Origin of the sequence: Corynebacterium vitaeruminis, from assembly GCF_001054325.1 — a bacterium.
GTDB classification, from domain to species: Bacteria; Actinomycetota; Actinomycetes; order Mycobacteriales; family Mycobacteriaceae; genus Corynebacterium; species Corynebacterium vitaeruminis_A.
Window position 1 is genome coordinate 39,865 of record NZ_JVVM01000021.1, and the last position, 22,788, is coordinate 62,652.

Below are 22,788 nucleotides of genomic sequence, written 5' to 3' on the forward strand. Positions count from 1 at the left end.
CGCACCTATTAGACTGTGAGACCATGACCAACAGCGAAAAGTCCTCGTCCTCGGCAGAAGCCACCGACTACCGCTACTCCCCCGAGCTGGCGACTCAGCTAGAGGGAAAGTGGCAGGCGTATTGGAAAGATAACGGCACCTTCTACGCCCCGAACCCGGTGGGCGATCTAGCAGCTGCCGATGGCTCGACTCCGCCGAAGGACAAGCTTTTCGTCCAGGACATGTTCCCGTACCCGTCCGGTGTCGGCCTGCACGTAGGCCACCCGTTGGGATACATCGCGACTGACGTCTTCGCGCGCTTCCACCGCATGCAGGGTGCAAACGTACTGCATACCCTGGGCTACGATGCCTTCGGTCTGCCGGCCGAGCAGTTCGCCATCCAGACTGGTACGCACCCGCGCGTGACGACGGAAGCGAATATCGCCAACATGGAGCGCCAGCTGGGACGCCTGGGTCTCGGCCATGACCGCCGTCGTGTTTTCGCGACCACCGATTTGGACTACTACAAGTGGACGCAGTGGATTTTCCTGCAGATTTACAACGCCTGGTTCGATGAGGAGCAGAAGAAGGCCCGTCGCATCGATGAGCTGATTCCGCTGTTGGAATCCGGCGAGATGGCTACCAAGGACGGTCGCGTCTACGCCGAGCTCAGCGAGACTGAGCAGCGTGCAGCCGTCGATGAGTTCCGCCTGGTCTACCAGTCGAATTCGATGGTCAACTGGTGCCCGGGCCTCGGCACTGTGCTGTCCAATGAGGAAGTGACCGCCGAGGGCCGTTCCGAGCGCGGTAACTTCCCGGTTTTCCGCAAGCGGCTGGGCCAGTGGATGATGCGCATCACCGCTTACGCGGACCGCTTGGTCGACGACCTGGAGCTGCTGGACTGGCCGGACAAGGTCAAGTCCATGCAGCGCAACTGGATTGGTCGCTCCCGCGGTGCTGAGGTCGACTTCGCAGCCGAGGTTGGCCCGAAGGTCTCCACCAAGATCACGGTCTTCACCACTCGTCCGGACACTCTCTTCGGCGCCTCCTACATGGTGCTCGCTCCTGAGCACGAGTTGGTCGACAAGCTGGTCGAGGCCGGCAGCGGTTCCTACGAGGGCGTGGATGAGCGCTGGACCTTCGGCAACGAAACCCCAGCCGAGGCCGTCGCCGCTTACCGCGCCGCAATTGCCTCCAAGTCCGACCTGGAACGTCAGGAGAACAAGGAGAAGACCGGCGTCTTCCTGGGCGCTTACGCCACCAACCCGGTCAGCGGCGAACAGGTGCCGGTATTCATTTCCGACTACGTCCTGATTGGCTACGGAACCGGTGCCATCATGGCTGTCCCGGCCCACGATGAGCGCGACTACGAGTTCGCCACTGCCTTCGGCCTGCCAATCCGCGAGGTTGTCGCAGGTGGCAACATCGAGAAGGAAGCGTACGTCGGTAACGGCACGTGCGTGAACTCCGCTAATGACTCCGGCCTGGACATCAATGGCCTGGACAAGAACACCGCCATCGCCACCGTTATTGAGTGGTTGGAGAAGGAAGGCGCAGGCCACGAGAAGGTTCAGTACAAGCTGCGCGACTGGCTGTTCGCCCGCCAGCGCTACTGGGGCGAGCCCTTCCCCATCGTCTACGACGAGGACGGCCACGCCCATGCACTGCCCGAGTCGATGCTTCCGGTCGAGCTGCCAGAGGTCGAGGACTACAAACCGGTCACCTTCGACCCGGATGATGCCGACACCGAGCCAAAGGCTCCGCTGGACAAGGCCACTGACTGGGTCAATGTCGAGCTCGACCTTGGCGACGGCAAGAAGAAGTACCGCCGCGACACCAACGTCATGCCGAACTGGGCAGGTTCCTCGTGGTACCAGCTGCGCTACATCGACCCGAACAACGCTGAGAAGTTCGTCGACCTGGAAAACGAGCGCTACTGGACTGGCCCACACCCGGAGACCCACGGCAAGGACGACCCGGGTGGCGTCGACCTCTACGTCGGCGGCGTCGAGCACGCAGTGCTGCACCTGCTCTACTCCCGCTTCTGGCACAAGGTCCTCTTCGACCTCGGTTACGTGACCTCCAAGGAGCCGTACCGTCGCCTGTTCAACCAGGGCTACATCCAGGCCTACGCCTACACCGATGCCCGTGGTGTCTATCAGCCGGCGGATCAGGTTGTTGAGCGCGACGGTAAGTTCTTCATCCCCGGCGGCGCCGAAGACGGTTCTGACCTGGAGGTATTCCAGGAGTACGGCAAAATGGGCAAGTCCCTGAAGAATGCCGTCTCCCCTGACGAAGTCTGCGACAACTACGGCGCCGACACCCTGCGCGTCTACGAAATGGCCATGGGCCCGCTCGATACTTCCCGCCCGTGGGCAACGAAGGATCTGGTCGGTTCGCAGCGCTTCCTCCAGCGCGCTTGGCGCCTGGTAGTCAACGAGGACACCGGTGAGCTCGCCGTCACGGACGCAGCGCTTACCGACGACGACCTCAAGGCCCTCAACCGTACCGTGGAAGGGGTTACCTCTGATTACACTGAGCTGCGTGACAACACGGCCGTCGCAAAGCTCATTGAGTACGTCAACTACCTGACCAAGACCTACGGATCGGCCGGTGCACCGCGCGCTGCCGTGGAGCCGCTGGCCCTCATGCTTGGCCCGGTCGCGCCGCATATTGCGGAGGAACTGTGGAGTCGCCTCGGACACACCGAGTCCCTGGCACACGGTCCGTGGCCAGCAGTTGACGAGAAGTGGCTGGTCGACGACACCGTCGAGCTGCCGGTTCAGATCAACGGCAAGGTTCGCGCCCGCATTGACGTGGCAACCGATGCCTCCCGTGAGGACATTGAGGCCGTCGCGCGTGCCGACGAAAAGGTGGGTGCAGCCGTGGAGAACGCAGGTGGCAATATCGTGAAGGTTATTGTCGTTCCGGGCAAGATGGTCAACCTAGTTGTGAAGAAGTAGCCAAGGAGGCTAGTGCGGACAAGAAAGTGTCTGGGGTTATGGCAGTTTGAGGAATAAAATCGGCTCGAATTTGCCGTAAACCCGAGCACTTTCTCGCATAAGGCTTTCGCCAAAAAGCCTCAAGGAGTGGCAGCGAGGCTGGCGGCCTCTTGTCCCTACTTCACGCCCAGAATCAGGACGCCGAATGTGGAGAGCATCCACATCAAAGTGAAGGGCATGAGCACCCAGCACATGGCGAGCCACGGGCGCCAGTTGCGGAAGTTCTTCCACTCCACGTAGGTCTGCCAGAAACCAAAAAGGCAGCCGACCAGGGAGATTACGCCCGGGACGACGGGAAAGAGGATTTCCCAAGTGCGGGAGCAAATAAAGCTGGACTTGCCCGCATCGCAGGTGGGACCGCCAACGATTGCACCGGCAATGCCGATAATGAGGCCCGCGAGCAGGGTCGTAAGAATCACACCCGCGGTGTAGATGTAGGCGCGCTTGCCGGAATACATCTTGCGCTCAAGCTCGTCGAAGATTTCATCCTCGCTGCGCTCTGGTGTATTGCGCTCAGGTGTGTTGTCGACCATCTGCTCCCCTCGCCTCTAAATCCCTTCTGATGTGCCTGCCATACTAGGCCGGAGTGATCAGCATTGGCACCGGGCTATGACGAACAATGTGGTTAGTCGACGAGCCGATAAAAATTCGTCCGAATGGGCCAAGAGTAGACGAACCCAAAACGAGCAAGTCCCCCTTCTTCCATTTGATGGACTGAATGGCCTCTTCCCAACCGTTGCCGGAGGCCACGTCCGCATCGATGGACAGATCTGGGTAACGGGTATGCGCGCGGTCGGTACCGCGGTCGAGCAGCCCCATCGCCTGCTCGCGCCACTCAATCATCAGGTCCGAGGACGGACCGTAGCCGTTCTCCGTCGGGTACATGGTCGCACCGCGGGGCGTAAACGAGACCAGACGCAGGGGAACTTCCCAACGGTGTGCCAGGTCAGCAGCCTTATTCAATGCGTGGTGCGACTGCGGAGTGTCAATGTAACAAATGCTGACGCGGGTCACACCGTGCTTCGAAAGTTTCGCGCCGGGGATAGCCAGCCCCAGTGGAGTTGGCGAGTAGTGCAGCAGCGCATCCGAAGTCGATCCCGCGGTAAAGCGACTGCGGTTCTTGGCGGCCCAGTCCTTGGTATTGCTTCGGCGCGTGCCAAGCAGAACCATATCGGCTTCGAATTCTTCGGCCTCGTTACAGATAGTTGTAGATTCGCTGGAGGATTCGATGATCCGCACGGCATCGTCGTCAAGCATGCCCTTGCGCAGCCCTGCGAGCTTCAGTTCATCCTTGATGATTTTTTCCAGAGACTCGGTTTCGTGGGAAACCCAGGAGTCATTGGTGCTCAGCCGAGCTAGTGAGGTCAGCGGCCAGCCGCGCGACAGTGCGCTGACGACGCGAATCTGCACCTTCGTGGTGCGAGCCAACCAGGCGGCGTAAGCAAGCGTTTCGGTGCCGTACTCGCCTGGACGCCACGCAATCATGATACGAAGCGGGCGGGAAGCCATCGCTAATCCTCCTGTGATTAACCAGAATTATCCAAGTGGTGCTTCTGGGTAATAGCCTACGTGGATAGGCGGGCATATATAAAACGGCACTGATGACGTGTAAAAGCTATGTACCCTGCCTGTGGGCTTAAAGGGGGTAGGGCTAGCGGAGAAAAAAGGTTAGGCGCCTGGGTTTGCCTTCGGATGCTCCGGGTAGTTGTCGAGAATTTTGGACAGAATCGTCTCAAGACCAGCGCCAAATTCCAGCTCTTCCTGAGTCAGCGCGCTGAACATCTCAGCCATCTGCTGGTTGCGCTCTTCGGAAACACGGTGCAGCTCTTCACGGCCGCGATCGGTCAGTTCAACGCGGACGCCACGGCGGTCCTTGCTGTCACGCACGCGCTCCACCATGCCGGCGACCTCCAGGTGGTGCACGGCGTTAGAGGCGGTGGGCATGCGGATGGCCTCGGCCTCAGCCAACTGGCTGATACGGCAGGCACCCAGTGCCTCCAGGGTCATCATGATGGACAGCTGCGCACGGCTGAGCTGGGACTCCGACGAGCGGCGACTGTAGAGCAGCTCGGCGCGAGTCAGGAGAGGGCGAATGCGCTTTGCAAGCGACAGAGGAGTAACGGCATCAGGATTGCCAATCGAGCCCGAAGATAATGTCATAGCGACGATGTTATATGCGAACAGCGCTAGTTGCCAATACGAAATTTCTTTGGGGTACTATTTATTTTTCTACAACTGGTGATTTCGACAATAAAATCAACAGCAAATTGTCGACAGCCACCTAAAACCCCAGTACAAAGGGGTAAACCCATCGGTGTATGAGGTTTTTTCAGCGGGTGTAGAGCCCCCTAAAGTGTCACTTCTTCTGTACTTAGAACATTGGAATGGAGGTAGCCATATGGCTACTCGCGCGAACACTTTCGGTGTGTGATATATCTCGCAGCTTTATTCCCTCGGATGCTTTGCTGTCAGCTTTACGACGACGGCAGCGCACGTATCCATGTGGGGCGGCATTCGCACAACAGCGAATGGGGCGGGGAGGGGCACGGGAGGACAGGGGATAGGGAAGCATAAAAAGCGCCAGCGGCTACCGCACGGGTAACTGCTGGCGATTTTTGAAGGAGCATGCTCTCAGAGCTGCTCGCCTGTACTTTTTGATTGCTTGTGACTTTTTAGTCTTCGCCCTTGATGAACGCTTCGAGCTGTGCTCGCGCAACATCGTCGGCAAGCTGCTTTGGAGGGGACTTCATCAGGTAGGAAGAAGCGGCGTAGACCGGGCCGCCGATGCCGCGATCTTTGGCGATCTTGGCCGCGCGAACGGCATCGATGATGATGCCGGCGGAGTTCGGAGAATCCCAGACCTCGAGCTTGTACTCAAGGTTCAGCGGCACCTCGCCGAAGGCCTTGCCCTCGAGGCGGACGTAGGCCCACTTGCGGTCATCCAGCCAGTCCACCCAGTCGGATGGGCCGATGTGGACGTTGCGGTCATCGATTTTGCCGGCCAGCGGACCGTTGAGGTTAGAGGTCACAGCCTGGGTCTTGGAGATCTTCTTGGACTCAAGGCGCTCACGTTCGAGCATGTTTTTGAAGTCCATGTTGCCGCCGACATTGAGCTGCAGGGTGCGCTCGAGGCGGACACCGCGATCTTCAAACAGCTTGGCCATGACGCGGTGGGTGATGGTTGCGCCGACCTGACTCTTGATGTCGTCGCCGACGATCGGAACGCCTGCGTCTTCGAACTTCTTGGCCCACTCTGGGGCGGAAGCGATGAAGACCGGCAGGGCGTTGACGAAGGCTACACCAGCGTCAATGGCGCACTGTGCGTAGAACTTGTCGGCCTGCTCGGAACCAACCGGCAGGTAGGAGACCAGGACGTCGACCTTGGCGTCCTTCAGGGCTTGAACTACGTCGACCGGTTCAGCCGGGGACTCGTCGATGGTGTCCGCGTAGTACTTGCCAACGCCGTCCAGGGTCGGGCCGCGCTGAACCTCGACGCCGAGAGTCGGGACATCGGCAATTTTGATGGTGCAGTTTTCGGAGGAAACAATGGCCTCGGAGAGGTCCTTGCCAACTTTCTTGTCGTCAACATCGAAAGCTGCGACGAACTCGACATCGGAGACGTGGTAGTCGCCGAAGACGACGTGCATGAGGCCAGGAATGGTCTCGTCGGGCTTTGCATCGCGGTAGAACTCGACACCCTGCACCAGGGAGGAGGCGCAGTTGCCCACGCCGACGATAGCGACGCGAATTGAACTCATTTGGTAATTCTCCTTGAAACTATGTGCTCGGAGGCTTTGACCTCGCACCGGGAACTCGCATCAGGATCTCGCACCAGGCCTTGCGCCTGCGGTGCGGCCGTGAGTGGGTGCACGCATTGAGGTAACGAGCGTGACGTTATACCTTTATCCGTTTTTTGCCGATGCCCAAACCGCGAGGGGGCATGTGTTTACCGATCAAGCGGGGGTAAAATCCGCGTAGGTGCGCCTGCTAATCTGTCCTCGTGATGACATGGCAGGGCGAGATTGATCACTCCTTGCTCAAGAAGCAGTTATTGGAGCAGTGGCGTACAGGGGAGATTTCACGGAAATCGCTCTGTGATGCCGATGCTCGGTTGGTCGCTGCCGCGCGGTTTCACGGCAGAAAGTCCCAGGAAGAGTGCCCGGTATGTCGCAAATTTGACCTCCGACTCGTATTCTGGGTGTTCGGAGAAAACTTGGGCCGTCGTTCCGGCTCTGCTTGTACTGAAAACGAATTATCCGCAATAGTTAATGAGTATGGTTCGTGCACCGTCAAAGAAGTTGAGGTGTGCCCCGACTGCAAGTGGAGTTTCCTGACCCGGACACTTCAGGCAGCTCGAGAAGAGTCAGAAAACTAGGGAGAGCACCCGTGAGCAATGATCGACCCGATAGCCCAGGCGGTCCTAATAGCCCTCACGAGGGCCAGGGTTCTAATTCATCAGGCGAGTGGTGGGATCAGCCAGATGCTGATCTCTTCAACACGCCACGCTCCGACGACGCATCGCTGGACGACGATCCCAGCGACAGTATCGATGCTGTTTCGGTCGGTAACTATGACGAGAATCCAGCTACCGATTCAGAGATGACGTCGGCAAGCGAATCGGAGCCGGCGAAGGGGCAGGATGCTCCAGATGACGATGGACCAGATGACCATGAAGAGGAAAGCTCGATGGCGCAAGAAGAACAGCCGACTGACACTAAGCGGCGGATTTTAGCGTGGCTTGGTCTGGCCGTGGCGTTGGTCGTTCTGTTGCCGGTAGTCGTGTTCGGCGTTGCTTACGCGACAACGGACGTGCCGGAACCAGAGGAATTGGCCAATAGCCAGATTGCGGTGATTTATGACCGTAGCGGTGAAAAGGAAATCACACGCATCGTTCCCGAGGGCGGTAACCGAAGCAACATCACTATCGACAAGGTGCCGGATTCTGTACGCAATGCAGTGCTGGCAGCTGAGGATCGTGACTTCTATACCAACCCGGGTTTTTCCTTGACCGGTTATGGCCGTGCGGCGCTGGGACTTGTGACTGGTAATTCCAGTGCTGGTGGCGGCTCGACCATTACGCAGCAGTACGTCAAGAATGCTGTGGTGGGCAATGAGCGCACGATCACTCGTAAGGCCAAGGAGCTGGTGATGTCGGCGAAGATGGCGCGAGAGTGGACCAAGGACGAAATCCTCGAGGCCTACCTCAACACCATCTACTTTGGTCGCAATGCATACGGTATCGCGGCTGCGTCGAAGGCCTACTTCGGTAAGGAAGTCAGCGAGCTGAATGTTGAAGAGGGTGCTGTGTTGGCAGCCTCGATTCAGCGCCCATCCGCACTGGATCCGTGGACTAACCGTCCGGAGGCGGAACACCGTTGGAACTACGTCCTTGACGGTCTGGTCGAGATGAACATCATTTCGCCGCAGGAACGCGCAGGAATGAAGTACCCGGAGACCATCGATCCGGCGCTGGCGCCGAAGCAGGCTCCGGAGCCCGGTCCGGTGGCGATGATTAAGAATCAGGTGCTGGCCGAGTTGGAGCGCGAGGGAATCTCCGAGCAGGAAGTCAACACTGGCGGTCTGCGCATTACGACGACCATTGACCCGACAATGCAGCAGGCTGCCCTGGACGCGATGGACAACTACATCGACCAGGACACCGGTATGCGCGCCGCCATCGTTTCGGTGGAGCCGAAGACCGGTGCTGTCCGCGCCTACTACGGTGGCGATGATCCGACTGGCTGGGACTACGCAAATAGCGGTTTGCAGACCGGTTCTACTTTCAAGATCTTTGCGTTGGCAGCAGCGCTCGATCAGGGTATTCCGCTGACTGCGCAGTACTCTTCGGCACCTGTCCAGTCCGGTAACGCCACTCTGTACAATGCCGGCGGTGCCGGCGGTGGCGTCCTGCCAATCTACGAGTCCCTGAAGCAGTCGCTGAACACTCCGTTTATTCGCCTGCAGCGCGATTTGAAGAACGGCCCGGATGATACCGCCAAGATGGCTCACCGTCTGGGTGTGGCTGAGTCTATCCCGGGGATTGAAAAGACCTTGATGGATGACAACGGTCACTCACAGGACGGTATCGCGCTGGGACAGTACCTTTCGCGTCCGTTGGATATGGCCGTTGGTCTGGCGACGCTGACTAATGACGGCGTCTACCAGAAGACTCACTTCGTCGAAAAGGTCGAAAACTCCAAGGGTGAAATTGTTTACGAGTCCAATACCGGCAAGGGGGACCGTCGAGTTTCCAAGGCAGTGGCCACCAATGTGATTTCGGCCATGCAGCCAATTGCCGGTTACAGCAATAAGCCGTTGGGTGGCGGTCGTCCGTCGGCCGCCAAGACCGGTACCACGCAGCTCGGTGACACCGGACTGAACAAGGATGCGTGGATGATTGGTTCGACTCCGCAGCTGTCTACCGCTGTGTGGGTTGGCAACGTCGATGGTTCGGCACTCTACAACTCCTACGGTGGCATCATGTACGGCTCGCAAACCCCGGGCGATTTGTGGAAGTACACCATGGATAACGCGCTGGCTAACCAGGACTTTGAATACTTCACGAAGCCGGAGTCGATTGGTGGAGTCGCAGGCGCACCGCAGTACCAGGCACCGTCGACCTCTGACTATGGCTATGACCAGGGTTATGCCCCGGAGGTTACCGAAGAGGAGTCGGTCGAGGACTCGGCCCCTGAGTCCTCTGAGGAGCAGCCTGCACCGATTCCAGATGGTGGCAACGGGGGCGGAACCGGCGGTGGAATCGGCGGTGGAATCGCTGATTTGCTGCCAATCCCGATTCCGGGAGGCGGTGGTCTCGGCGGTGGCAATGAGGGCGGCGGAGACTCCGGTAACACTGAAGGTGGCGAATAAGTGGATACCTGGGTTATTTTCACCATCGTTTGTGTCGCGATTGGTTTCCTGATGTTCGGCACGGCCTTTTGGGGCTTCATGCAGAAGTGGAAGCCGGCCATCATCTGGGCTTTGTGCCTGGCAGCTTTCCTGTTCGCGACAGTCATCCCGGTGATTATCGCGTTGACACACGCCTCATCGACATCGATGTAGGGCGCAGGCAAGCCAGTTAGCTGTTCGACCGCCAATTGTCCGCAGCCTGCGCGACAACTTCACAATTCAAAGAGACGCGCGCAGTAGCTCTGTGTGCGTCTCTTTTTCTATGCATCATGTTGAGTCCGCTCACCGACGTGGGGTACTGGCGCCGCAGACCACCTTCACTTGCCAGTACTGCTTGCCGACGGCAATTGCGATTAGGACTTACCCCTCTGCCTGCGGTACCCTGGCAGGGTTGCTTGACGCAACGATCCTCCTGCTGCATAGCGGTTGGCATGAAAGATAGTGCCAGCGCATCACGCTGTGTAGCCGAAATACAAGAACTAGACCATAGGAGGTGATGAGGTCCGTGCGTCACTACGAAGTAATGATTATTATCGATCCGTCTCAGGATGAGCGCACCGTAGGCCCGTCCCTGGAGAAGTACCTCGACGTTGTCCGCAAGGAGAACGGCAAGGTGGAGAAGGTGGACATCTGGGGTAAGCGCCACCTCGCCTACCCGATCGAGAAGAAGGAAGACGGCATCTACGTTGTCGTCGACCTCACCTGCGAGTCCGCAACCGTGCTGGAGCTCGACCGTCGTCTGAATCTGAACGACAGCATCCTGCGCACCAAGGTGCTGCGGGTTGATCGTTAGTCTGCGTCGCAATCGCGTATCCGTTGGTGTCCGAATGGGGCACATCGGTAGTGCGAAAGCCGTAGGATAGCGGGCGAAAGCCCCCATCATCAGCTCGACAGAATTCAACCGAGGAGAAGAAGCATGGCTCAGGGAGACGTACAAATCACAGTGGTTGGCAACCTAGTTGCCGATCCGGAGCTTAAGTACACCCAGAATGGCACCGCCGTGGCGAACTTCCGCGTCGCGTCGACTCCGCGGGTGTATCGAGATGGCCAGTGGGTTGACGGCGAGGGTTTGTTCCTCACCTGCAGCCTGTGGCGTGAGGCAGCGGAAAACGCTGTCGAGAGTCTCTCCAAGGGCATGCGTGTCATCGTCCAGGGTCGTCTGCGCCAGCGCAGCTACGAGACCCGTGAGGGCGAGCGTCGCACTGTCTTTGAAGTTGAGGTCGATGAGGTGGGTCCGTCCCTGAAGTTCGCTCGGGCTCAGGTCACGCGAACTCCGCGCAATGGCGGTGGAAACTTTGGCGGCGGTAACCGCGGCCAGGGTGGCAACGCCGGTGGCGGTTTTGGCGGTGGCTTTGGCGACAACCAGGGCAACCAGGGTGGACAGAGCAATCGCGGTTTTGGTGGCGGAGCTCCCGCGGAAGATCCGTGGAACTCAGCTCCTCCGGCCGGTGGTGGCTTCGGCGGCGATGAGCCTCCGTTCTAAGCTCCATCCAGCCACGGCACTACGTGACTAGTTTGTAGCAGATTTAGCATCCACAATTCTCATAATCTTTTAAAGACATATCCAGCGAAAGGCAGGGATCATGAAGCTGATCCTCACCGCCGACGTTGACAAGCTCGGTGTCGCAGGCAACATCGTTGAGGTCAAGGCCGGCTACGGACGTAACTACCTGCTTCCTCGTGGACTGGCAATTGTTGCCACCCGCGGCGCAGAAAAGCAGATCGAGGGCATTCGTCGTGCCCAGGAGGCTCGCGCTATCCGCGACCTCGACCATGCACGTGAAGTCAAGCAGAAGATTGATTCGCTCGACAACGTCTCCGTTGCTGTGAAGGCTTCGGAAAATGGCAAGCTGTTCGGTTCCGTCACCAAGGGTGACATCGCCGATGCAGTTCGTAAGGCTTCCGGTCAGGCTATCGACAAGCGCGCAGTCGTGCTTGCTCCGAGCCAGATCAAGTCCCTTGGTAAGCACACCGTTGACATCGCGCTGCACCCGCAGATTACCGCGCATGTTTCCGTACAGGTCGTCGCCGCATAAGTTCGCGGTTTAAAGTTTCTACTTTGACGGCGGCCGACGAGCGCAGCGCCTAAGGATGTGCGCGTGCTCTGAGGCCCAATGACAACAGCACACGCGAAGCTCTGATCTTTCGTAATGAAAGGTCAGGGCTTTTCGTGGTTTAAGGCTGGTTTAAAGCCCTTTACGCAGGTGCCGGCGGGGACCTCTAAAACTTCTCCACAGGCTAACGACGATACCTGTGGATAAACATGTGGGTAACTTGTGTAGCCATCGTGGATAAACCTTCCCGGGTTCGCGAGAACTTTATTAATTTAGTGTTAATAACACCCCTATGAGCAGCATTGATGCTACTGGGGTGGCGCAGGGCGGAGTTTTCAGCACATTGAATAAAACTTCGGCTGACCTGCGAAAATACTATCTTCCCAGGTCGTATCTTTGTTACCCCCGTTAACGTTCAAGCGCTAGTTTAGAGTTACCGGTAGTTCACCTGGGTGTTTTCTAATTGTGCACACGTTCTCCCCAGGTTTATCCACAGGTGCTGTGGATAACTTCGGGGATAAACCCCTTTAAAGATTGTTTTCCGACACATTCAAGGGTACTTTTACAAGTCCGTCAATCCGCCCGAACGGGTATAACTGCGTTAGATAGTCAGGTGCCGACTGTGGCAGGTTTACAGAGACGTCTTCAGTCTGATGGTCAATCAGCAACGAGGTCGAAAAGGTGCCGAAGTGGTTCAGAAGGGGAGGAGTTGCTCACAATGAGTCAGCCTGTAGGTGATGGTGGTCAGGCAGGAGCGGGAAACGATGGGTCGTCCTACTCGGCGGGTTCCCATGATGATTCCTTCGATGACATTCCCTTGCCACCGGAACCACCGGTAGAGGATGCGCCACCGGAGGAGTACTCGTTTTCACAAAGCTCGGGCAACGGAGCGTCGTCAAGCGGGAGCGGGACTCGGGACTGGGAGCGAGACCGCGGACGTGGCGCTCGTGCGAGCGCCGTAGCTGGGGCGACTTTTGAGCGCACGCCGCCGCACAATATCGAGGCAGAGCAGAGTGTGCTCGGTGCAATGTTGCTGAACTCCGAGGTCGTTGCGGATGTGTATGAGCAGCTGACACCGGAGGATTTCTACCGCCCGGCGCACCAGACGATTTATTCTGCGATTCTGCACCTCTATGGTGAGTCGTCGGAGATTGACCCCATTCTGTTGGCAGGTCGCCTGGATCGTACAGGCGATCTGGAGCGCATCGGTGGGCCACTGTACCTGCACACGTTGGCCTCGCTGGTGCCCACGGCGGCTAATGCGCAGTTCTATGCGCGAATTGTTGCGGAGAAGGCCACGATCCGTCGTCTGGTGGAAGCCGGCACGAAGATCGCACAGATTGGCTATGCGGGCGCGGAGGACACGGAGCCGGAGCAGCTGGTGGATGAGGCGCAGCAGCTCATCTTCAGCGTTGGTCGTGAGAACACGAAGAACGACTACGTTCCCATTGCCGATGTCCTTGATGACACGCTCGAGGAACTGGATCTTATTACCCAAAACGGTGGTCTGGCGCAGGGTGTGCCGACGGGGATTACCAACCTGGACAAGCTGACGAACGGTCTTCACCCAGGTCAGATGGTGATTATTGCGGCGCGCCCGGGTGTGGGTAAGTCCACGCTGGCGATGGACTTCATGCGTTCGGCATCGATCCGCAACGGCATGACCAGTGCTATTTTCTCGCTGGAAATGTCGCGCAATGAAATCATGATGCGCATCATGTCCGCAGAGGCGAAGATCAACATGGCATCTTTGCGTTCCGGTGACCTGGATGAGCGGGACTGGACCAAGTTGGTCGAGGTCGGTGACAAAATCCGTGATGCTCCGCTGTTCATTGATGACTCGCCGAACCTGACCATGATGGAGATTCGTGCAAAAGCACGCCAGTTGAAGCAGAAGCACGATCTGAAGATGATCGTGGTCGACTACCTGCAGCTGATGAGCTCGGGTAAGAAGGTCGAGTCCAGGCAGCAAGAGGTTTCGGAGTTCTCGCGTCAGCTTAAGTTGCTGGCGAAGGAACTCGAGGTACCGCTGATTGCAATTTCGCAGTTGAACCGTGGCCCAGAAGCGCGTACGGATAAGAAACCGCAGGTGTCGGATCTGCGTGAGTCGGGTTCGCTGGAACAGGATGCCGATATCGTCATGCTAATCTACCGGCCGGACTCTCAGGAGGCTGACCATGAACGCGCTGGTGAGGCGGATATTATCGTCGCAAAGCACCGTGGCGGACCGACCGGAAGCATTGCTGTGGCCCACCAGCTGCACTACTCCAGGTTCGCGAACCTGGCAGAGGAGCCCAGCGGTTCTCTCTAGGAGGCTCGGCCTAGCACCCAAAATTAGTGCAATCCGGGTAGCTAGGTAAGGTGAGTGACAGTCAATGGGGCGAGGTTTCGCGCATTGATGGTTATGAGGATTTTTGAGGGTTACGTGGAGTCGCCGGGAAGCGGGGAAGCACAATGTCATCAACTGCCGCTCCCGTGGCAGCGGAGGCCAAGGCTAAGAGCCAGAAAAGCGCGCCCAAAAAGCGTGTCGGCTGGGTAGACGCGGCTAAGGGCCTGTGCATTCTTCTAGTTGTGCTCGGCCATGCCATTACAGAGTTGCAGGCGCACGGTTACTACACGGCACAGTGGGCGGGGTTCAATTTCTTCCTCGGGCCGATTCGTATGCCGTTGTTTTTCCTGCTGTCAGGACTGTTTGCGGGTAAGGCGCTCAAAGAGTCCTGGCATAAGTTGGCCAATCGCCGAATCTGGGTGATGGTCTATCTCTATGTGGTCTGGGTTCCGCTGCGTGACTTGGTGCTTTTCCTTATGCCGTATACGCACGTGGATGCCGACGGGATTGTGTACCCGCCGCCGATTACGGACCAAAGCGCGTGGGGGCCGCGGATTTATAACACACTCCACGCGACCATTGAGCCGACATCGTACTTGTGGTTCTTGTGGGCGCTGGCGCTATTTGCAATTCTCACTCGAGCATTCCGCTGGGTGCATCCGGCGATTCAGCTGATTGTTGCAGGCCTCATTAGCGCCTGGGCTCCTTTCGCATCATCCAGCTGGTCATGGGACTTCGTCAGCAAAATGCTGTTCTTCTACGTGCTTGGCATGTACGGTGCACCCTGGGTTTTCCGGATGGCTAACCGCCGCAGTGGCCTTTCGCTGCTGGTGACACTGACGGCGTTCCTATCGGTCGCAATCTGGGTGCAGGTCACCTACTCCAGCTTTAACGAAGGTAACGTGGGCTTCACTCGCGTGTACCTGTCCACCACTGGTGCTTTGGCTGCAATTAACGTCATGGCGATGCTGCAGAACACTCGCCTAGTTGTGCCTTTTGAAAAGGTAGGTGGCCGAACGCTGCCTATCTTCCTCATGCACATTCCAATGTTGGTTGTGGTCATGATTATTTTCGACCTCATCCTGCCGAAGGATCCACACTTGGTCATCATGACTCCGCTGGTGACCATCATCGCAGCGATGCTGTGTCTTGGGCTGCACAGGCTGTTGCTCGCCATTGGTGCTGGGTGGCTCTTTGCCCGCCCGGCGTGGGTAGTGCGCATGACGACGCCGGGGCAGCGTGTCTTTCAGTGCAGCCAGGATCCCGCTTCCCAGCCTGAAGATGAAGCCCGGCGTCAGCCGAAGAGTGAACCTGCTTCCTAATTCAGCTCCCCTAGGCGGTAGCGTGGAGGCGAGAGCTAATCAGACCGCAGAAGTGACACAGACAATAGCCACGAGGAAAATGAGAGAGCCATGCGTCTAGCAACATTGCGATACCAGGGTGGAACCCGCGCCGCTGTTCTCGGCGACGGTGTAGCGGTCCTTTTTGATGACCACTGTCTCGGGGATGTGTTAGCGCGGTCAACGTGGCGTCGTGAAGCGGAAGAACTCTTAGAGCAGGCGGGGAGTAATCCTGACAACATCATGGCGGAGAGCGCGTGGGCGTTCGCACCGCTGATTACGCGCCCGGGCAAGATTGTCTGCGTCGGCCTGAACTATGCTGCACACATCGACGAGATGGGGCACGAGCGTCCCGAGGTGCCGACGTTGTTCGCGAAGTTTGCCGATGCCGTCGCTGGCGCAAAGGATGACATCCGAGTACCTGAGGCCTGCGCCAATAAGCTCGATTACGAAGGTGAGCTCGCCGTTATCGTCGGCGAGACCTGCTTGCAGGTGTCGGAGGAGCAGGCGCATAAGGCAATCGCCGGGTACGCGATTATGAATGACTTCACGCAGCGTGATTTCCAGTACGCCACGGAGCAGTGGCTGCAGGGTAAGACTTTGCAGCGTGCCAGCGCTTTCGGGCCGTGGATGCTCACGGCTGAGGCGTTCGAGGAGGACTCCGCGCGTGTACGTACTTACGTCGATGACGAGCTACGCCAAGATGCGCCGATTGCCGACCTCGTCTTCTCCCCGGCGAAGTTGATTTCCTATATTTCGCAGTTCGTGCAGCTGAATCCGGGCGATGTCATCTCCACGGGAACGCCTGCGGGTGTCGGCCACGGCATGAATCCGCCGACATACCTTCAAGATGGCCAGGAGATGGTCATTACCATCGATGGCCTGGGCAAACAGGTCAACACCGTCCGCATCAATCACTAAAACACGCCGCTTTACGACGTCCCCGCGAAGCCTGCGGGAATGAATTGACCCCCGCGTGCGTTGTGGGGAACTAACGGGTAAAAACCTACCTAAAGAACGTGAAGTTAGAACGCGACGTTAAAGAGTAAAAGGAGTTAGTCCCATGGCAACTGTTGATATTACGAACGAGACTTTCGCTGAGACCATTCAGAACAACGACATTGTGCTCGTTGATGCCTGGGCATCCTGGTGCGGCCCATGCCGCCAGTTCGCCCCGATTTTTGAGAAGGCTTCGGAGCAGCACCCGGAGGTAGTGTTCGCAAAGCTGGACACCGATGCTAATCAGGAGGTTTCGGCAGCTCTGGGTATTCAGTCGATTCCGACGCTGTTTGTTTTCCGCGAGGGCATCCTGCTGTTCCAGCACTCTGGTGTGCTACCGGAGACCGCTCTGAGCGATCTCGTTGGCCAGGCTTCGGAGCTGAACATGGATGATGTCCGTGCGCAGATTGCTGAGCAGGCAGCACAGGACAGCGCTGCCGAATAAACTCTGCGGTTCAGCCCGCATATTGTGCGTTTCCGACTTGACTCGCCGACGTGCACGCCCCCGCGCCCTAGGCCCGCGGGGGCTCTTTGTGTCTAATCCGCGCGCTGGCCGCGAATAAGCCAGCCGATGCCAAAGCCCGCGAGTGCAGCCAATAGCGCCCACAGGGCTGGGTTGACTTGGCTAGACTCATCCTGGGCTGGCACCGGCGCACTGGTGTAGGCATACTTTGTTTTCTTTTTGTCTGTAGGCAGAACCTGCCCGCCCGGGAACACGTACTTGACGGCTTCGGTGAGCTCGTTGGCGGTCAGGTTGTTGCCCAGAACTGCGATGGCGAAACGGTCATCGTCGCCCAGGAATCCAGCAGTGGTGTGCTGCCCTTCGTACCAGCCAGACTTGTTGGCAATCGTTTCCTTCGGCAGCGCTGCGCGTAGACCGAAGTTCTGGTCTGCATCGCCGTAGGAGTAGCGCGGCAGTGAGTACATCAACTGACGCATGTATCTGGTCTCGGTGTCACTCAGTCCGCCCTCTTCGCTCAGCATGCGGTCAAAGTAAGCGACCATGTCGGCTGGTGTGCTGGTAGTAGCTCCCCACATAGGCGAGCCCTGGGTCTTATCTGACAGACCGTAGCGCTGTCTGACATTGTCAACGATGCGTACACCGCCGTAAGAATTCCACAGTGCGTCAGTTGCCTCGTTATTGGAGTAGCGAATCATGTCGTCGCGCAGCATGGCGTCGGGGTTACCCGTGACGGGCATATCGCCCTTGCCAGCGACAATCTCTCCCTTCTTCGGCGGCGTGTAGTTGGAGTAGGCCACAACGTCGGCGACGAACACCTTCATCAGGCTGGCGAGGTGAAAAGCATCGTCGCAGTGTGAGTTACAGATGAACTCACCAGTCTGGCGATCCAGGATGCCCATGCCGAGCATGCCGCCCTTGGCATCGAACTTCCCGGTCACTTCGTCGAGACGCGTTTGCACTCCATGACCCCATTGGGTCTTTGTCCCTGGCACAAGCGGGGCAAAATTCTTCGGCTCAGTTTTCGCAGGGCTTTCCGACGGCTCCGTAGAGGGCCTCTCCGATTCCGTTGAAGAGGTTTTCTCAGTCGAGGTTTCGGACGACTTCCCCGTGGTCTTCTCCGGGGTCGTCTCAGTGGTCTTCCCTGCGGTCGTGTCAGTTGACTTCTTGGGTTTTGCTTCGGACGGTTTAGTTTGTGTCGTCGAAGATGGCGCTGCTATGACTACCTGCGAAAATGCATCGGCGTCGGTGGAGTCAGCATGTGCTGCGGCTGTCGCGTTAGCCAGCGGTGTCGTGGCTGACAGAGTAATAACCGCGGCGAGGCTCGCGGCGATGCCGCGGCGCGCGCGTTGAGGGCAATGAACCATGTTTAGAGAGTTTACAACTCTGAGGGAGTCTCGCTCACCGGTAACTAGCCCTTTCCGTTTACCGAGAGGGAGCGAGCTAGCTCACGTACAATTTTTGAGAGATGGAATTTTCTCGGTTCCGATTAGTTATTCCGCATATGTGAGGAAGGTTGGATTTGCATGGCCAATCCGTTTGCCAAGGGCTGGAAGTACATGATGTCTTCGTTCGATAAGAAGATTGAAGACAATGCGGACCCGAAAGTTCAGATTGCACAGGCCGCCGAGGCTGAGCGTCAGCGCCACCAGGAGATTCAGCGTCAGGCTGCGGCTATCATCGGCAACCGCAACCAGCTGGAAATGCAGCTTGGTCGGTTGACCTCCGAGCGTGACAAGATTACCGAGAACACCCGCCAGGCACTCGCCAATGCCGATCAGGCCCGCGCCAAGGGGGATGAGGCCACTGCGCAGAAGATGGAAAACACTGCTGAGGTGTTTGCCACTCAGCTGGTGAATGTCGAAAAGGAGCTGGAAAACACCACGCAGCTCCACCAGCAGGCCGTATCTGCCGCTGAGGAGGCGCAGCGCCAGGCGCAGCAGTCCCAGGCTCGCTACGAGCAGATTAAGCAGGATATCCGCAAGCTGGAGTCGCAGGCAGATCAGGCCAAGATGCAGGAGACCGCGTCGAAGACGCTCCAGAGCATGCAGGGTGTTTCCGAGGACCCGAATGTGCCGACTCTCGATTCGGTTCGTGAGAAGATCGAGGGCCGCTACGCGAATGCGCTGGGTGCCCAGGAACTCGCGGAGTCCTCGCAGGCGGGTCGTATGGCTGAGATCGAGACTTCAACTCGCGATGCCGCCGCCGACATGCGTCTGGCTGAGATTCGTGCCCAGATGAATAACGACAACGCCGCTCTCGAGTCCGGTTCTGCCGCGAAGGGCAACGCCGGCGAGCTGGAGTCCGCAGAGGACATCGAGGACGTTGAAGACGCGCCGGGCACCACAACGGACGCAGACGAAACAAAGTAGCCGTCGGCCCCCGACATTTCTCGCGTCAACAGCGTAAATGGCACCGAGGCGGCTAACCAGAGCCGCCGACAGTGCTCGTAGGCCGACAAAACAACTCGGACGCTACTCCTCCAGCTTGCCGTTCTTCCGCGCAAGCAGCACCCCGCGGATACCCGCGTGGAAACCATCGCGCAGATTGACACGCTGCGTCTCCGTCAGCGTGTATTCGTGCAGCGTCTCACACGCAAACTGCAGCAGCGGACGATCAATGTCCGGCGGCAGCCCACCACCGGACAGCAAGTGAGCACTATCGCGCGCCTGCTCGGTCGCAATGTTCTCGTACCACCAGTTCGCGTACTGCTGCCCCACATCGAACGGCGTCTGGAATCCCGCCGACGCCCACACCTCGTTCGGCAGGGGCACATACCGACTACGTAGTTTCCTCCGAGGTGCCATCATCGACGGGTTCGGGCGCGGGCTTGGCTTCGGCGCACTCGCGTCTATGCCGTCTTCGCTTGCCGACGACCCCGTCGTCGACTCATCACTGCCAACTGCAGCAGACGATGCGACCTGGCTTTGCGCGGAGGCGGGATCGGAAGCAGGTGCGCCCGTATCCTCGGTTCCGCCGTTGCTACCAGCGCCGCTACCCGCCTCGGAAGTCGCGCCGGGCATAGCCGCGGGAGAAGGCTGAGTCGGTTGCGCAGCGTCCGAACCGCCCGTGCGCTCTACCTCAGCGAGGTGCTCAGCCTGCGCCGGGATTTCCCGAGCGCCCATCTTGGCTGCATGTTCGACTTCGTTGAACTTCGGCGAGTCAGCCTTGGCTGTTGGCGTGGCTGCAGCATTGTCATCGCTGCGACAGTCGGAGTTGCTGTCAGCCGTGGGGGAAGGCACCACGCGTTGATCCTGCGGAACCTCCGGAGTGCCAGCCTCGGGCGAAGCAGCGTCACCGTCGGCAGAGGTGGGAGTGGTCTCCGTGCCGTCGTCAAGCGAGCCCTCGCCCGGAGGCGTAATGCGTGTATCCGGCACGCAGGTGGCGCCGAGATCTTCGATTGGTTCGGCATCGCCCAGCGGCTTATTCGTGCGGACGACCGGTGGGATTGGGCCTTCGAGGACATTGAGCTGCATGGCGTCAGCGAAGTCCTCGCGGGGATCGAGGATTGTCGTCGAATCGCAGGCATGGCGAAGCGCACCGGACATGGAGTCCCAGCCGAAGCCGTAGAGATGCACGCGCACACCGGAGGCCGAAGCCTCAGCGACGCCGGGCAGCATGTCCGCATCGCCCGAGACCAGCACGATATCGGAAACCTGGTTGCGGAGACCGGCGACGACCATGTCGGCGACCAAGCGCGTATCGACGGCCTTTTGCGTCCGTCGGTCACCCCATTCAATGAGCTGACCTGCGCGAAGCTGAACACCATCGATAGTGCGCAGCGAGCGCTGGTAACGGTGCGGGCCCGATTCCGGGATGCCGTCATACCAAAGTTGCCGCTGAACTGGCTGGTTCAGCTGCTGGGTAATCATTCGGTCAAGGACACTAACTACTTCTCTAAGGTCGATTTCTAATTGCCCGCGGGCTCCGGTTTCCCACGAGTTGTAAAAGCTCGCCAATAAATATGACGTATCGACGAACACCAATGTGCGTTCAAGCATGGCTCCTAATTCCTGATTCTTTATTAACTAAATAAGCAAACCGGTTACATCGACAAGGATGCCCGAATAATTCATTCTATGCGCTAAACATGTTTAACTTCAGGGACTATCCTTAATAAGCCGCATCACTTTGACCGCTCTTCGCGGGTTGGCAGGCTTGCGAGTCGGCGCGGAAACACCGCCCAATTTGGGTAGTGACGTGCAAAGAAATCGGCTCGCGAAGAGTACGACCACACAGGAGAAGGAGAGTTACAAAGAGGTATGAGACGTTGGTTCGGCCTATTGGTTCTCATTACTGTGATGGGGCAAGCGGTTTTTAACGCCGGTCGCGTGCTGCTTTCTTGGCGAGTCCTCGACTTCGGTGGTTCCGCCGCCACCGTCGGCTGGTTCACCGCCGCATTTTCACTTGTACCTCTTATTATTGCGCTTCCCGCCGGCAAGCTTGTCGACAGCCATCGCGCCACCGAAGTCATGTACTCCGGCCTTATCGCCACCGTTGTCGCTGCGGCAGTAATGGCGCTTTCGCCGAATCTACCCATACTTCTACTGGGTTACATCGCGCTGGGTTTCGCCCACATGACCACGCTCATCGCCGCTCAAGGCATGGTTTCGCACCTGCGTGGCGGCGTCGCCGGGCTCGATAGCCTCTTTGCATACTTCACGCTTGGAATCTCCGTCGGTCAGTTCCTCGGCATCGTCGGTGCGGGTCTACTCACTCCCAACCACGATGGCAGCGCCATGACCGCCACCACTCCCGCGCTCTGGACGATGACGGGAATCGGTGCGATCGCCCTGGTCATCGGCTGGCCGGTGGCAACTGCTTATCGACGGCACGAAGCGAGTGCAGCCGCCGAAGTGCAAGCGGCTAGCACTACTGCGCCATCCACCGAGTCACCCGCTGGAGGCCGCGGTCAGTCGAGGAACGATCGATCATCGGAAAACTCAGCGGAAGGGGCTTCGGTCCTAAGCATCCTGCGTATCGACGGCATGTCCAGCGCGATGGCCGTATCGATTGCGGTCATCGTTGCCATCGACCTGTTGACAGCATATGTGCCGGTGCTGGGACGTGAGCTGGGATTTAGCGTTGCCGAGGTTACGGCGATTCTCGGTGCACGAAGCGGTCTCGCAATCATTTCTCGAGCTTTCATGCCGACCGTACTGCGCCGAGCCAATCGTGACCGTGTCCTTATTATCGCAGTGAGCGCCGGTGTCCTGCCGCTTCTGGCTATGCCGTGGCTGCAGAGTGCGTGGCTCATGGTTATTGCTGTTGGTATCTGCGGTTTGGCATGGGGCTTTGTGATGCCCATGTCGATGACGTGGGTGAGTTCCCTGGTGGATGCCGAGGTACGTGCTCAGGCGTTGTCCATCCGGCTGATGGGTAACCGCCTGGCGCAGGTCATCCTGCCGCCGGTCGCTGGTTTTGGTGCTACCGCGATGGGGGCAGGCAGCGTGTTTATGGGCGCGGGTGCGCTGATGGGTGTGGCGTCTGCCGCTGCTTGGCGACGGCTTGCAGGTAACAAGGTGACTCTGACTTAGTAATTGGTCGATTGCTGAGTTGCTGACAACTAGCGAACAAGCCGTAGGAAACCTCTGATCTGGCGTACAGAGTTAACTAAAATGATTCGTTTTTAGGTGTCTACCAGCGGATTCGCTTAAATAGGAGTCTGTGTGTAATGTATTCGGAGGTCAGCGCGGCCGGGCAGTTGTTGTTTGGT

At 58.3% G+C, this 22,788-nt stretch carries 19 protein-coding genes; 13 read left to right on the forward strand and 6 right to left on the reverse strand.

Annotation, left to right across the window (positions count from 1 at the left end):
• Nucleotides 1-23: 23 nt before the first annotated feature.
• Nucleotides 24-2,942, forward strand: a complete 2,919-nt coding sequence (gene leuS, locus ADA16_RS05910) for a leucine--tRNA ligase (RefSeq protein ID WP_048760044.1) — start codon at nt 24-26, stop codon at nt 2,940-2,942.
• Nucleotides 2,943-3,097: 155 nt separating this feature from the next.
• On the opposite strand, the gene ADA16_RS05915 is transcribed toward leuS, so the two are convergent.
• The 4 genes from ADA16_RS05915 to ADA16_RS05930 form a co-directional block, all read right to left on the reverse strand.
• On the reverse strand, nt 3,098-3,514 hold the full coding sequence (locus ADA16_RS05915) for a hypothetical protein (RefSeq protein ID WP_048760046.1): 417 nt from the start codon (nt 3,512-3,514) through the stop codon (nt 3,098-3,100).
• 43 nt (nt 3,515-3,557) lie between these two features.
• Nucleotides 3,558-4,490, reverse strand: a complete 933-nt coding sequence (locus ADA16_RS05920; protein WP_048760048.1) for a universal stress protein — start codon at nt 4,488-4,490, stop codon at nt 3,558-3,560.
• A gap of 159 nt (nt 4,491-4,649) precedes the next feature.
• Nucleotides 4,650-5,141, reverse strand: a complete 492-nt coding sequence (locus ADA16_RS05925; RefSeq protein ID WP_048760050.1) for a MarR family winged helix-turn-helix transcriptional regulator — start codon at nt 5,139-5,141, stop codon at nt 4,650-4,652.
• A 512-nt stretch (nt 5,142-5,653) separates the two neighbouring features.
• Nucleotides 5,654-6,739, reverse strand: a complete 1,086-nt coding sequence (locus ADA16_RS05930) for an inositol-3-phosphate synthase (protein ID WP_048760052.1) — start codon at nt 6,737-6,739, stop codon at nt 5,654-5,656.
• A 245-nt stretch (nt 6,740-6,984) separates the two neighbouring features.
• On the opposite strand from ADA16_RS05930, the gene ADA16_RS11500 reads away from it, so the two are divergent.
• From ADA16_RS11500 to trxA, 10 genes are all read left to right on the forward strand, one after another.
• On the forward strand, nt 6,985-7,356 hold the full coding sequence (locus tag ADA16_RS11500; protein ID WP_414629651.1) for a DUF5318 family protein: 372 nt from the start codon (nt 6,985-6,987) through the stop codon (nt 7,354-7,356).
• Between the two features lie 11 nt (nt 7,357-7,367).
• On the forward strand, nt 7,368-9,851 hold the full coding sequence (locus ADA16_RS05935; protein ID WP_048760054.1) for a transglycosylase domain-containing protein: 2,484 nt from the start codon (nt 7,368-7,370) through the stop codon (nt 9,849-9,851).
• On the forward strand, nt 9,852-10,043 hold the full coding sequence (locus ADA16_RS05940; protein ID WP_048760056.1) for a hypothetical protein: 192 nt from the start codon (nt 9,852-9,854) through the stop codon (nt 10,041-10,043). It begins immediately after the preceding gene.
• 352 nt (nt 10,044-10,395) lie between these two features.
• Nucleotides 10,396-10,683, forward strand: a complete 288-nt coding sequence (gene rpsF, locus ADA16_RS05945; protein WP_005511978.1) for a 30S ribosomal protein S6 — start codon at nt 10,396-10,398, stop codon at nt 10,681-10,683.
• Nucleotides 10,684-10,806: 123 nt separating this feature from the next.
• Nucleotides 10,807-11,373: a single-stranded DNA-binding protein gene (locus ADA16_RS05950; RefSeq protein ID WP_048760057.1), complete on the forward strand. Its 567-nt coding sequence runs from the start codon at nt 10,807-10,809 to the stop codon at nt 11,371-11,373.
• A gap of 100 nt (nt 11,374-11,473) precedes the next feature.
• A complete protein-coding gene (gene rplI, locus ADA16_RS05955) occupies nt 11,474-11,926 on the forward strand; it encodes a 50S ribosomal protein L9 (protein ID WP_048760059.1) in 453 nt (150 codons plus the stop codon).
• 736 nt (nt 11,927-12,662) lie between these two features.
• A complete protein-coding gene (gene dnaB, locus ADA16_RS05960) occupies nt 12,663-14,255 on the forward strand; it encodes a replicative DNA helicase (protein WP_048760061.1) in 1,593 nt (530 codons plus the stop codon).
• A gap of 143 nt (nt 14,256-14,398) precedes the next feature.
• A complete protein-coding gene (locus ADA16_RS05965) occupies nt 14,399-15,595 on the forward strand; it encodes an acyltransferase family protein (RefSeq protein WP_048760064.1) in 1,197 nt (398 codons plus the stop codon).
• A 90-nt stretch (nt 15,596-15,685) separates the two neighbouring features.
• The gene (locus tag ADA16_RS05970) at nt 15,686-16,534 is read left to right on the forward strand and encodes a fumarylacetoacetate hydrolase family protein (protein ID WP_048760066.1); all 849 of its coding nucleotides are present in this window, start codon (nt 15,686-15,688) and stop codon (nt 16,532-16,534) included.
• Between the two features lie 142 nt (nt 16,535-16,676).
• A complete protein-coding gene (gene trxA / locus ADA16_RS05975) occupies nt 16,677-17,057 on the forward strand; it encodes a thioredoxin (protein WP_048760069.1) in 381 nt (126 codons plus the stop codon).
• Between the two features lie 92 nt (nt 17,058-17,149).
• Here trxA and ADA16_RS05980 read toward each other — a convergent pair whose 3' ends face one another.
• A complete protein-coding gene (locus ADA16_RS05980; protein WP_048760072.1) occupies nt 17,150-18,439 on the reverse strand; it encodes a serine hydrolase in 1,290 nt (429 codons plus the stop codon).
• 159 nt (nt 18,440-18,598) lie between these two features.
• Between ADA16_RS05980 and ADA16_RS05985 the strand changes: the two genes are divergently transcribed.
• Nucleotides 18,599-19,444: a PspA/IM30 family protein gene (locus ADA16_RS05985; protein ID WP_048760074.1), complete on the forward strand. Its 846-nt coding sequence runs from the start codon at nt 18,599-18,601 to the stop codon at nt 19,442-19,444.
• Nucleotides 19,445-19,546: 102 nt separating this feature from the next.
• Here ADA16_RS05985 and ADA16_RS05990 read toward each other — a convergent pair whose 3' ends face one another.
• Nucleotides 19,547-21,073, reverse strand: coding sequence for an NYN domain-containing protein (locus ADA16_RS05990; protein ID WP_048760077.1), 1,527 nt, complete (start codon nt 21,071-21,073; stop codon nt 19,547-19,549).
• 261 nt (nt 21,074-21,334) lie between these two features.
• Here ADA16_RS05990 and ADA16_RS05995 point away from each other — a divergent pair, with 261 nt between their 5' ends.
• Complete coding sequence (locus ADA16_RS05995) at nt 21,335-22,609, forward strand: MFS transporter (RefSeq protein WP_048760078.1); 1,275 nt, start codon at nt 21,335-21,337, stop codon at nt 22,607-22,609.
• Nucleotides 22,610-22,788 lie beyond the last annotated feature (179 nt).